Source organism: Paenibacillus sp. JT22N12 (assembly GCF_056269365.1).
Genome location: NZ_JBWDNU010000026.1, coordinates 19,812 through 31,549, shown reverse-complemented (window position 1 = coordinate 31,549; position 11,738 = coordinate 19,812). Strand labels below are relative to the sequence as shown.

Here is an 11,738-nt window from a genome sequence, read left to right as displayed (position 1 = left end):
TTCGAGGGCGAGTCGCTCGGGGTCTAATAATTCCTCGGGCTTCCAATCGGCTGCACCAGTAAATGATACGAATGCGGCGCCTGTCTTTTCGACAGCTTCCTTGAATATGGATCCTGTAATAATAGTCACCTTATGACCGCGGCGAATAAGGTCTTTTGCTATGGACAGCATGGGAGCGACGTGTCCATATACAGGTGTAATGGGAATGATAACTTTTGTCATAATAGAACCTCTTTCTTTTGCGCTGGGCATACGTTAAATGTTTTTTATCTGAAAATTGACTTTGCTGCCTAAGACTCGCTAATTTTCGAGCTCATCAGTTGAATTGGATTGCTCTTCAAGATGTCTTCCGCTTCTTGGCAGCCATCAAGATAGGCAAAGTTATAGCGCGACGGAAGTGCGAACACGTATTTGTGATTGCGTGTCGGCTCACCAGAGCCGATAGGCGCTGCGCCGATTTGTCCGTTACGATCGTGTACCCTTTCCAACTGTCCGGGAGCGTTAATCGGAAGCCACATTGGGTATTCTCATATACGGTTTGGCCTACTTGACCCGTTTGTCCACCGACTGGAACATTAACCAAAGACCTCTTCCGTAGATCAGGACCTCAACCTTCACATCCTCGGGCTTTAATCTTTCAATCACTGATGAAGAAGTCATTATTAACTCTATTGAATCAGGAGCAATCAAATTTTACGATGGGGGAAGCTATCGATGTTCCAGATGGAAAGAAACATGTTCAATTGTTTCAGATGAAGAATGGGATAAGTATTGAGATTAGTGATAACGGTGTTGGAATCCCCAAAAAAGAACATTGATTCATATTATAAAGGGTCGCAACAAAATCTCAATCGTTAAAAACCCGGCTTTTTTCAACTAATCAACATTTGATTTAAATCTGTTCATAATCATCAAAGGACGGTGACCCACCATCATGCCTAAAGTAGACAGAAGAATAATGAAAACGAGGGAAGCAATCAATAACACTCTAATTGTGTTAATGTCCGAGAAGAGCTTCGAGAGCATTACGATCAACGACATCTCGGAAAAGGCGAATCTTAACAAGAGGGCACTTTATCTCCATTATCAAGCAAATATGATTCTCTAGATCATTTGAGTCAGTTTTAACGTTATCGAGGCCTGGTGAGGAAAGATTGAATTTATAGATCGGCAAAAAATAACCGAGTTGAACAATCTTCAATATCCGGGTGCGGTAACTTTTTATTTGCATTCGGGTGGCTAAAGTCATTAGTATTATGCGAGATAAAGGCAAACCGATTCCCGGCTACCTCGTCTTCTCCAATCACATCCATGTAAACCTCAATTAGAATCACATCGTCAATTCCATTTCGTTGTCTGTGAAAAGGAGCTGTTTTATCGATAGCTCGCTGTGCTGCACGGATCTTCACTGCATCTGAAATTTCAATTATGGGAGTACTCGCGAATAACTTTTCTATTCGGCTAACCGTATCTTCTGCAGCCTCACCCAAAATAGGAAGACGAAGATCAATGTCGTTAAGCTCCGATATCACAATGTTTTTTGCTGTGGGTCTCCAAATTTCTCCACTACCTCCTTTACTCGTTTCAACGTACTAGACATGCTGCGGCTACTTTGTTCGATGACACGCTCTTTGTTACGAGCGAATTCATCAATAATTATTTGCGGCAGAACGTCTTTTCTGCACGATTTCTCTTGCTTCATCGATTGAATATCCCTTAAGTACATAGAAACTTTCTTCGAGATATTCGATGTGACGATTTACCTTCTCTGGCATGGTTTGCGTTAAAATAATAAATCGTCATTTCAAAAAAATAATATTGCATGTCTTGACAAGAATATTCCCGAAAGAGTATATTTAGATCGCAGAGTAGAAATGAGAACAAATGTTCCCAGCCAAAAAAAATAATATGATGAGGTGACCCAAACAATGGCTTACAAATCGAACTATACGTACTTAAATATTCCAGTAAAAAATTTGAATCGAACGAAGGAATTTTTTAGCGCCATCGGCTTCGAGTTCAACCCCCAGTTCTCCGACGATAACTCGGCCTGCATGATTATTAACGATAATACGTTCGTCCAATTGCTCACAGAATCGTATTTCCAGACGTTCATCAATAAGCCGGTTGCAGATGTCGCCAGCGCCGCTGCAGGAATTATCGCGCTCTCTGCCGATAGCAGGGAGCATGTAAACGAACTGGCGGACAAGGCGTTGTCCGCGGGAGGCAAACAGTCCAAAGATCCGGCGGATCATGGCTTCATGTACGTTAGAAGCTTCGAAGACCTGGACGGGCATTTGTGGGAAATTGCCTATATGGATATGAGCGCTGTACCCCAGGAGTAGGCATTCCTGGTTTTCAAGAAGGTCAACGCATGATGATATTAAAGCTGCCGGTTCGCACCCCAAATCAGCAACAAAGGAGAGCTTGAATCTTGGAACGGCGTTAGCTGGATCGTCTGTGAAGCCGGCGATACCGTTGATATTCCGGGAAACCAAAAGCATGCTTGGAGAAACGTCTCGCGTGAAAATGTAACATTACTGGTCGCTACGACGGTGAAAATGGGTAAATTTTTTAACGACATCGGCCGCCCCCTCGATTCCGTGCAACCAGGATCTCCTGCGCCGGAAGCCATGCAACATTTTATTGAGGCAGCCCAAGCATACGGGTATTGGCTCGGAACGCCTGGCGACAACGCTGCCATCGGTCTTTCACTGGGTTAGAACGGGCGTTAATAAATAAAAAGATGTAAAGAACCCCGTCATTCACAGGAGGCCACTGAAGAACTGGCAAATTTGCAGACCTGACGAATAAAGACCTAATAAATGGCACCTGCTCTAACGAGCAGATGCCATTTATTTTTCGCTTCATTAGACCGTCTAACCCCCACCGAGTTCAATCGTTTTCGTGGCGACACGGTCGTGAAATTCCCGATCATGCTCCACGAACACAATGGTCGGCTCGTACTCAAGCAGTAGCTCTTCAATCTGCATCCGAGAAATCACGTCGACAAAGTTGAGCGGTTCGTCCCAAATATGCAGATGAGCCTCTTCGCATAGGCTTCTCGCGATCAGAACCTTCTTCTTCTGCCCGCCGCTAAACGCCGACATATCCTTCTCAAACTGGATGCGGGCGAAATCAAGCTTACGCAACAGGGCCTTAAATAAGCTTTCGTCGATTCCGTGCTCTGCTGCATAATCGGAAAGTGATCCTCGCAGATGAGAGGTACTCTGGGATACATAGGAAACGCAAAGCTGCGGCTCCAGCCGAAACGTGCCTGTATGTTGAAGCGCCTCGCCGTTGAGCAGGCGGAGCAAGCTAGACTTGCCCGAACCGTTTGGACCTGAAATTGCGATCCGATCCCCTTGTTCGATCGTCAAACGAACGTTCGCGCAAACCGGTCTTTCCCCATAGTAAATCGTGACGTGATCCAGCACGACCAGTTCGGATTTGGGATATGCGAGCTGAGAGATCACAAGGCTTTCTGACTGTTCGATATTTCGGAGCAGTTTCGACTTCTCCTCTACAGCGGCATTTTGCCGCTGCTCGATGGATTTCGCGCGTTTCATCATTTTTGCTGCTTTGTGACCGACGTATCCCTTGTCCAGCTTGGAGCCGGAGTTTCGTGTGCCGTTTTTCGATTTTTCGATCTCGTGAGACCAGCCGCTTGTGCGTTTGACAGAAGTCGATAAACGCTGTATGTCTTTGTACAACTTTTCGTTTTGTGCCAATTCGAACGTGTCCTGGCGAGTTTTGTTCGTCCACCAGCTGGAGAAGCTGCCTTTTTGGATTTCGATATTCGTTTTGTTGATCGATAGAATATGATCGACGCAGCGGTCGAGAAATGTCCGATCGTGTGAAACAAGAATAAAACCGCGTTTCGTATTCAGATAATCGCCAACAAGCTTTCGTGCGTGAAAGTCGAGATGATTGGTCGGCTCATCGATGAGCAGGAATCGATTGTCCTGGATGAATAGCACGCCCAGCAGTACCTTCGTCTGCTCGCCTTGGGACAGCGATTCGAATGGCCGGTACAACACGTCTTCCGAAACCTTAAGCAGGTTCAGTTCGCGCATCAACTTCCAGCGCTCATAGCCTGGCACGATCTCTTCGATGACGTCGACGGTCAAATATTCCGGATGTTCGACGGGAAACGGAAAATAATCAAAAGCGACCGATGCGGAGATCGTTCCGCTGTATTCGTATTTCCCCTGTAGCAAGTTAAAGAACGTCGTTTTCCCCCGACCGTTTCGCCCTGTAAACCCCAGCTTCCAGTCTGTATCAATTTGAAAATGAACATTTTCGAATATAAGGTCATAGCTACCTGGATAGGCAAAAGTAAGATTGGATACCTGTATCGCGGGCATGGCGATCATCCTTTCGTATGGAAATAAAAAGAGCCGCAAGAAAGGTGCTTTCTTGCGGCTCTGATCCATACGAGGAAATCCGGCCCCATTCCAAGGGGCCGGATGACTGTCCGGATAGGGAGCGCAAACGAAATGCAGACCTTTCTTGCAGAGACGAAATAAACCAACCACAGCCGATAGCTGAGTCCATTCTTTTCGTGATCTCGCAGCAAGAAAGTTCTACATGTATTCGTCCAACTCCCGTCATCAAAATTACGTACAGTTTATCACAATCGTAATTTAACTACAACCTGCGCCGTCCCGTTTAGGCTGAATCCTTGCGCAGCTTCGCCATGCTCCATCGCTTGATTCCTGTTATTTCACTATCCTGCCCTTTCGTATTAAGAGGTCACCAGATCTTTCTGGTCAACCTCTTTTTAGTATGGTCGTAAGATAGCGGTAGCCGAGGGTCGAACGATTCTGCCCGTGGGAGATTTCCTCGTGGACCTTGCCATTCTCGATCGGCATATGCCGAGGAGCGGCGTCATTCAGACGTATCAAGACTATCAAGCGAAAGCCGGCAAAGTGATTCCGATTTTCAAGGAGCGGTTACTCGGTGCCTATTATTTCAAGGGACTCGATGGACTTCGATTCTACGCGAAGATGGGATGGAGAGACGCCTATCAAGGCACGCGGCATTTTCTTTTGAACCTGAGTTAAGCGACAGGGCACAAGTAGAAGCCGACTGGGTCAATTGCTTATCACAAGGTAGTCGAAAAAAATGATTACGCCTTATTCAACTGACGAGGAACTATTGCTCATTATGCACGAAGAGACGGTAGCAGTAACAATGCCTGCCGTCTTCTCAACGGCAGGATAACACAACAACCATCCAATTTTAGTAGTCATGCGGATGTGCTATCTTAAGGAATGTATCTTCCTAATCGGGAGGGGCCGCAGAGACATAGGTTAAAAGTACACGTATTGCGGCTAAAGTGGATTATGAATGTCAGGCATCAGCCTTTTTGGCTCCGTCATGAATGTCGCGTTCGATATGTACTTGTCCCCAACCAGAAAGCGAGCTAATAATCGGAACGAGAGTCTTGCCGTAATCACTAAGAGAATATTCCACTTTAGGAGGGACTTGTGGAAATATGGTTCTGATGACGACACCGTCTTCTTCCAGCTCCCTAAGTTGTTGTGTAAGTACTTTTCGTGTTACGTACGGCAAAGCGCTCTGTAATTCTCCAAAGCGGTTTGCTCTACCGATCAGGTGCCGAAAGATATGAGGCTTCCACTTTCCGCCAATTACGGCCAGAGCCGCTTGGACAGGACAGTAAAGATTTTCCTCGTCCATATTCGATTCTCCTTTTATATCCAAATGGAAACTATGTTACTCAAAAGTGCGTTATTGAGAAAATGCTGCACAAGAAATTATAATTCAAGGAACACAAGGAACACAAACAATACAAGCTGAACTGGCATTGCTGAAAGGCAGAGCTAAGGCAGAATACTTTAAGAAAAGGGAGAGAATTCAAATGCCAGAATCATTGATGAAGGCAATATGTGTGCATGAATACGGAGACCCAGATGTGCTGCAATTAAAAGATGTGAAACGTCCGGAGCCGCAGTCCGGCGAAGTTCTTGTCCGTGTTGTATATGCGGCAGTGATTCCATTGGATTGGAAAATCCGCAGTGGAATACTGAAGGATATATTTTCCCAGACGCTGCCGTTTATTCCGGGAACAGTTGTTTCCGGCATTATTGAATCCGTAGGCGACAATGTAACGGGATTCAAAGCAGGCGACTTCGTTTTCGGCAAAATGAAAGGATCTTATTCAGAATATGGGATCGTTTCAGTTTCTGAACCATATTCGGGATTAAACGGGTTGTTGCATGTACCCGAAAATCTCAAGCTTGATGATGCAGCGACAATTGGAGCAGGTGCCGAATCCGCTTGGAAAGCTTTGTTCACAGAAGGAAATCTAAAATCCGGTCAGACCGTTTTGATTCATGCTGCGGCCGGTGGGGTAGGGCAATTCGCTGTTCAACTTGCTAAATGGAAAGGCGCCAACGTGATTGGCACCGCTTCGAGCGCTAATCTCGATTTTTTGAAATTATTGGGAGCAGACCACGTGATCGATTATACGACGACGACTCCATTTGAAGAAGTCTTAAAGGATGTAGATCTGGTAGTAGATACAGTTGGAGGAAGTACGCAAGATCGATCATGGCCGGTATTGAAACCAGGTGGATGCATCGTCTCGTTGGTGCAACCGCCATCCCAAGAGAAGGCACACGAATTCGAGGTTACAGCCAAACATAGCACCGCGTTTCCGACGTATGATGACAATAAAGCGATAGCGCAACTACTCGCGGATGGTACAATCAAAGCGAAAATTGACAGAATATACCCACTGAACGAGGTAAAGGATGCACACTTGCGAAGTGAGGGCAGGCATAGTCGCGGAAGAATACTATTGAGTGCTAATCCCATCTAGAAAAGACAACGGTCATAGAAAAGCAATCCCAAATCTCGAGGAGGATTTATCATGTCGACGAACACAATGGTTTCCCGGGTAGAAAACGATAAAGTGCTGGTGCTGGAGCGCGTGTTCAACGCGTCGCAAGAGCTCGTGTTCAAAATGTTTAAGGAGCCCGAACACCTGAAACATTGGTGGGGGCCGCGGGGCTGGGACGTTCCGTTCGTCAGCGTCGATTTCCGGTCGGGTGGCAAATGGCACTATTGCATGAAATGCGTCGATCGAAACCAAGGCGACTTTTACGGCATGGAATCGTGGGGCCTGGGTATCTATCATAAAATCTCCGAGCCGCAGCGAATTGACTACGTCGATTACTTCTCGGATGCCGAAGGAAATAAAAACACCGACATGCCGGCAACTGACATCGAACTCGAATTCGTCGATCTCGGCGGTAAGACGAAGCTCGTCAACCGTGCCACGTACGTCTCGGCGGAAGCGCTCAAGCAAGTCATCGACATGGGCATGCTGCAGGGCATCACTGAAACTTGGGATCGCCTGGAAGAGCTCCTGAACGAGGTCAAATGACGAACGAAATAGTCACGATAGGCACCGCTTTCTTCTCCACGTATATTAGCAGCTATCAGCTGTAGAAGGACAATAAAATACAATGAATAGACTCCGCCCTCAGCGAAGAGTGGTTTAATAGACTTATTTAGTTTGGGTAAGCAGAAATCTGAACAAAATGTGAATCTACTCCATTCTTTATTTCATCTTGATGTCCGCTTCATCTTATCTTGATCCGTCTCTGTTAAACTGACCTTGTTACCCCGTTTAACTGTGAGGTTGAAGATAGTTGAAAAAGAGCAACCTGATTATGCTATGGAGCGTACTAATGATTCCGTCTCTGCTTGCGGCGCAGGCGGCACGACGCCGAATTCATCGCCGGGCGCCGGAAGTACGGTAAATTCTCCGCAGCCGGACAAGATATGTCGAACTTCATAAGCCGAAATAGGTTGTTAACAAGGAGATGTGATTCTATATCCATTTATTATAAGTTAGAAGCGCTTTTTAGGGTAATCTAATCGAGAAAGAGACATTGGAGAATATAACCCTTAAAGGATGCGAAAAATGTGTCCGAAAAATATGATGAGGTGACCCAAAAAATGGCATACAAATCGAACTATACTTACCTGAACCTGCCAGTAAAAAATTTAATTCGGACAAAGGAATTTTTTAGTGCCATAGGCTTCGAGTTCAACCCCCAGTTCTCCGACGATAACTCGGCCTGCATGATTATTAACGATAATACGTTCGTGCAATTGCTCACAGAATCGTATTTCCTGACGTTCATCAATAAGCCGGTTGCAGATGTCGCCAGCGCTGCTGCGGGAATTATCGCGCTCTCTGCCGATAGCAGGGAGCATGTAAACGAACTGGCGGACAAGGCGTTGTCCGCGGGAGGCAAGCAGTCCAAAGATCCGGCGGACCATGGCTTCATGTACGTTAGAAGCTTCGAAGACCTGGACGGGCATCTGTGGGAAATTGCCTATATGGACATGAGCGCTGTAAACCAGGAGTAGGCATTCCTGGTTTCTAAGAAGATCAAAACATGATGGTATTAAAGCTGCCGGTTTGCACCGGCAGCTTTCAGATGTTTAAAAGAGAAATCTGTTGGTTGCATAGATGAGTCTATAATTCTAATTTCATATTGCTGGCTGTGTGTCCAATGACACAAAAGCTGGGACATAATTTAATTTTGTTGTCTGACATCATTTTATTAAAGAGTTATTTTTTTAGTACCAAGAAGAAACTCATTAAAAGATGATCCCGGAAAAAAATTAACAATAATCTTGAAGAAATTTAGTTTTAATGGATCAAGTTCTTGACTTCCGACAAATGGGCGACAGCTGGTTATGTACTAAATATATCATCTTAAATCCATTATTGACCCCGAGTATCGCGTTTTTTTATTTTAAGGATATAAGTTGTTGCCCAAACATCAAGACAAGAACTTATATCCTTAGCCTTGTTAGAACATAACCAATCCCGTGATGCTATAGTTACTCCGAAAAAAGCTACCTTTTAGAAAAGTCGCGCAACACAAATGCCGCTATAGGCCAATGTAGAGGATTTTTCCTTGCTTAACAAGGTCAGCCATCGTTCCGATCGTTTCTTCGATGGGGGTATTTAGATCAGGTCGATGTTGGTAATAAAGGTCAATGTAGTCCAGTCCTAGGCTGTAGAGGCTCGCATCAACGGAAAACAAAAAGCCACAATTTACGCGGCTTTCAATGTTACTATTTTCTTGTCACCAGACAATTATACATCATCATATGCACACCTTGTACGCCGTCGTTACCGGCAAACAGGCCGAACGGCGCCATCCTGCGCAAACAAGAAGAAGATCGCGACCAGTGCAATAAGACTGAGCTCTCGTTCATAAAAGCCCGGCGAGGATGTCATCGCGGGTACTTGCCTTTGGTTATTCAAGGATTTCCATGCAATTTCTTGCCTGCCGCAACTGTGTTTGCAGTATTGGCTACGCGCTTTCCTAGGACTTCCCCTAGCCCGAGACCCTTCGTGTATAGCGATTGGATCAGCTCATCGTAGGTATCTTCGACAGGAGACGTCACTCCGACTCCATAATAACTGCCGTACAGAGCATTCTCCGGTATATTAGCCGGCAAGCCGACAACCATCATGCCTTGATGCAGCATCGGCGTAATCAGGTTAAGCAGGGTCGCTTCGATACCGCCATGGATGGTTACCGTCGTACAAAATACCGCGCCGATTTTATCAACTAACGTCCCATTTGCCCACAAATACCCGAGCTTATCGATCCATTCCTTTAAGCCGGAGCTAATCGTGCCGAAGTGTCCGGGACATCCCCAGATAATCGCATCCATATCGGCAAGATCTCTGACGTTTGCCTTATTAACGTGATTGATGAACACCTCAGTGCCATCAACGCTTTGGGCCCCTTTGGCAATGGAACGGGCCAGTTGTTCCGTATGCCCCGCTTCACTATCATAAACAATATAGATTTTCATCGATTGATCTCCTCTCTTGATGGTTGTTCAAACGCGCTTCCTTACTCGTTTTCCTTTAGGAGCCCTGTCAATTTCTTTAGCGTTTCCCGGTAGGCTTTATCGGGGGACATTACTTCAAATTGGTCCGCTTCCTTGTTAGTGGCATCCTTCAGCTTCAGCAGCACCTTCCGGTATTCTTTATCGGTGAAATGCCCATCGTCTTTCGCGGGCTGAGACGGGGTTAAAAACCCTCGAATGGCATTGCGGAATTCGCTATCCTTGATTGGCAAGTCCGCGTGAGCCGCTACCTCCGCGAGCGCCGGTTGGGCCGCCGACTCGCTCGCTTCCGAGGCTTTAACCGGTTCCTGCACCGTATCCTCTTGCGGCTTGCTTACATTCTTCAATTCGCCGCCGTTTTGCAAAATCTTGTACTGCGTCACGCCCGTATTATTCGTCGCTCCTGAAAAGTTCAGCGTAACGCCTCTATCCCTCTCGTCGGTCGCGGGCAGCTGGCCGTTTACCGATAACGGCTTTACGCTTTCCTTTTCCACGTTGAAAATCGGGTTCGAGAACGCATAATGCCCGGCATTCCCTTCAACCTCCACGCGGGAAAAGTCGCTGGGTACGTCCGCAGCCGGGAGTTTATTCTCCATTTCGATATCGGCCGTCCGGTGCCGCTTCAACACCGATAAAGGGATCAAGACGACGGCAACGACGCCAATCGCGGCCAGCGTCCATGTCGGACTTCCCATATTCAAGCCTCGGAAATAAAACAGATCCCGAAGCCCATCCACCGCGAACCGCAGCGGCAGCCAGTCGTACAGGAAGCGGCGGCTGAATGCCGGCAGCAGCTCCGGTGGTAGCGCGAGTAACGGTGCCTCGAAGAAGAAGAGCAGCACGAAGAGCGGCATGCCCACGACGCCCAGCCAGCTGACGACGGTCGTCTGGACCAGGAAGAACACGAAGCAGACGAAAAATAAGTACCAGCCGATGCCGCTGTAATCCGGAATGTGCAGGCCGAACCATTGGCCGGCGATCCAGAGGATGCTAAGCGCGGCGGCGCCCGACGCGGCTATGCCCATTAGAATTTGGGATACGCGGATGCCGAAGCGATGCAGGCGGAACCCGTTCGTGGTCGCCCGGTTCGCCGCCACGAACAGCATCATCGTCGAGACCATCGCAGCGAACCAGACGAGCTGGGTCAACACGACCGGCGCGTTGCCGTTCGAGCTGTTTGTGCCAATGGCGTTAATGCTGCGACTCGAAACCTGGATCGGCTCGGCGAGCGCGTCCGTTTGCGCGGGCGTCAGCGTACCGCCCGGCCCGGCTTGAGCCAGCAGTCGTTCGCGAAGCTTGGCGTTGGCACCGCCGAGTATTTGCGTCACTATGCCGTTCGCCATCGTCGCCCCGTTGTAATTCATGCCCTGGTTAACGTACAGGACGGCGGAGGCGGACTGCGGATCGGGCGAAAGCAGGCTCGCCACCTTCTTCGAGAAGTTCGCCGGAATGATGAGCGCGGCGTAGGCCTCTTGGCGGTTCATTGCCTCGATTGCAGCTTTCTCCGAAGAGACGACACGCCAGACGAGCGCCGGCCCTTCCCCTCCCGGCGGCTCGGCATTCTGCAGGCGCACCGATAGGTCGCGGCCGAAATTCGTGTCGCCGGCGGGCGTCATTGTCCCGACATCGCCCTGCACTAGTAGCACGGGCAGGTCGCGCGGCACCGGATTAACGCTTGAACCGAGCTGCGCCAGGCCGAGGACGAGCACAACGAGAAAGACAAGGAAGATAGTGAGATAAGGATGCTTTTGTCGAAAAAAACGGATCATGAAAGTTTGAGCCTCCAGTTAATTCATTCTACGTTCGGTTAACAAAACGAGGAA

Annotated in this window: 13 protein-coding genes and 1 pseudogene; 6 read left to right on the top strand and 8 right to left on the bottom strand. The window is 47.7% G+C overall.

Annotated elements, in window-relative coordinates:
• Nucleotides 1-222: glycosyltransferase (locus tag AC0YOA_RS37245; RefSeq protein WP_475790809.1), on the bottom strand; the 222-nt coding region annotated here is incomplete at its 3' end.
• 712 nt (nt 223-934) lie between these two features.
• On the opposite strand from AC0YOA_RS37245, the gene AC0YOA_RS37240 reads away from it, so the two are divergent.
• Nucleotides 935-1,108, top strand: a complete 174-nt coding sequence (locus AC0YOA_RS37240; protein WP_475790808.1) for a TetR/AcrR family transcriptional regulator — start codon at nt 935-937, stop codon at nt 1,106-1,108.
• Between the two features lie 52 nt (nt 1,109-1,160).
• Here AC0YOA_RS37240 and AC0YOA_RS37235 read toward each other — a convergent pair whose 3' ends face one another.
• Together AC0YOA_RS37235 and AC0YOA_RS37230 are read right to left on the bottom strand one after the other, a co-directional pair.
• Nucleotides 1,161-1,532, bottom strand: coding sequence for a PIN domain-containing protein (locus AC0YOA_RS37235; protein WP_475790807.1), 372 nt, complete (start codon nt 1,530-1,532; stop codon nt 1,161-1,163).
• Complete coding sequence (locus AC0YOA_RS37230; RefSeq protein WP_475790806.1) at nt 1,529-1,702, bottom strand: hypothetical protein; 174 nt, start codon at nt 1,700-1,702, stop codon at nt 1,529-1,531. Before AC0YOA_RS37230 ends, AC0YOA_RS37235 begins: the two co-directional genes overlap by 4 nt.
• A 226-nt stretch (nt 1,703-1,928) precedes the next feature.
• On the opposite strand from AC0YOA_RS37230, the gene AC0YOA_RS37225 reads away from it, so the two are divergent.
• Nucleotides 1,929-2,345: a VOC family protein gene (locus tag AC0YOA_RS37225; protein ID WP_475790805.1), complete on the top strand. Its 417-nt coding sequence runs from the start codon at nt 1,929-1,931 to the stop codon at nt 2,343-2,345.
• A 534-nt stretch (nt 2,346-2,879) separates the two neighbouring features.
• Here AC0YOA_RS37225 and abc-f read toward each other — a convergent pair.
• Nucleotides 2,880-4,367: a ribosomal protection-like ABC-F family protein gene (abc-f, locus tag AC0YOA_RS37220; RefSeq protein WP_475790812.1), complete on the bottom strand. Its 1,488-nt coding sequence runs from the start codon at nt 4,365-4,367 to the stop codon at nt 2,880-2,882.
• A 480-nt stretch (nt 4,368-4,847) separates the two neighbouring features.
• On the opposite strand from abc-f, the gene AC0YOA_RS37215 reads away from it, so the two are divergent.
• Nucleotides 4,848-5,066: a hypothetical protein gene (locus tag AC0YOA_RS37215; protein WP_475790804.1), complete on the top strand. Its 219-nt coding sequence runs from the start codon at nt 4,848-4,850 to the stop codon at nt 5,064-5,066.
• A gap of 289 nt (nt 5,067-5,355) precedes the next feature.
• Here the strand turns inward: AC0YOA_RS37215 and AC0YOA_RS37210 are convergent, their stop codons facing one another.
• On the bottom strand, nt 5,356-5,703 hold the full coding sequence (locus AC0YOA_RS37210; RefSeq protein WP_475790803.1) for a winged helix-turn-helix transcriptional regulator: 348 nt from the start codon (nt 5,701-5,703) through the stop codon (nt 5,356-5,358).
• A 181-nt stretch (nt 5,704-5,884) separates the two neighbouring features.
• Here AC0YOA_RS37210 and AC0YOA_RS37205 point away from each other — a divergent pair, with 181 nt between their 5' ends.
• The 3 genes from AC0YOA_RS37205 (at nt 5,885) to AC0YOA_RS37195 (ending at nt 8,409) form a co-directional block, all read left to right on the top strand.
• Entirely contained in the window at nt 5,885-6,847 is a 963-nt protein-coding gene (locus AC0YOA_RS37205) for an NADP-dependent oxidoreductase (RefSeq protein WP_475790802.1), read from the top strand.
• 51 nt (nt 6,848-6,898) lie between these two features.
• On the top strand, nt 6,899-7,414 hold the full coding sequence (locus tag AC0YOA_RS37200; protein WP_475790801.1) for an SRPBCC domain-containing protein: 516 nt from the start codon (nt 6,899-6,901) through the stop codon (nt 7,412-7,414).
• Between the two features lie 578 nt (nt 7,415-7,992).
• Complete coding sequence (locus tag AC0YOA_RS37195) at nt 7,993-8,409, top strand: VOC family protein (protein ID WP_475790811.1); 417 nt, start codon at nt 7,993-7,995, stop codon at nt 8,407-8,409.
• Nucleotides 8,410-8,942: 533 nt separating this feature from the next.
• Here the strand turns inward: AC0YOA_RS37195 and AC0YOA_RS37190 are convergent.
• The 3 genes and pseudogenes from AC0YOA_RS37190 to AC0YOA_RS37180 form a co-directional block, all read right to left on the bottom strand.
• Nucleotides 8,943-9,083, bottom strand: a pseudogene (locus tag AC0YOA_RS37190) (aldo/keto reductase); the annotation flags it as partial.
• A gap of 232 nt (nt 9,084-9,315) precedes the next feature.
• On the bottom strand, nt 9,316-9,879 hold the full coding sequence (locus AC0YOA_RS37185; protein ID WP_475790800.1) for an NAD(P)H-dependent oxidoreductase: 564 nt from the start codon (nt 9,877-9,879) through the stop codon (nt 9,316-9,318).
• Between the two features lie 41 nt (nt 9,880-9,920).
• The gene (locus AC0YOA_RS37180) at nt 9,921-11,684 is read right to left on the bottom strand and encodes a YhgE/Pip domain-containing protein (protein ID WP_475790799.1); all 1,764 of its coding nucleotides are present in this window, start codon (nt 11,682-11,684) and stop codon (nt 9,921-9,923) included.
• Nucleotides 11,685-11,738: the final 54 nt, after the last annotated feature.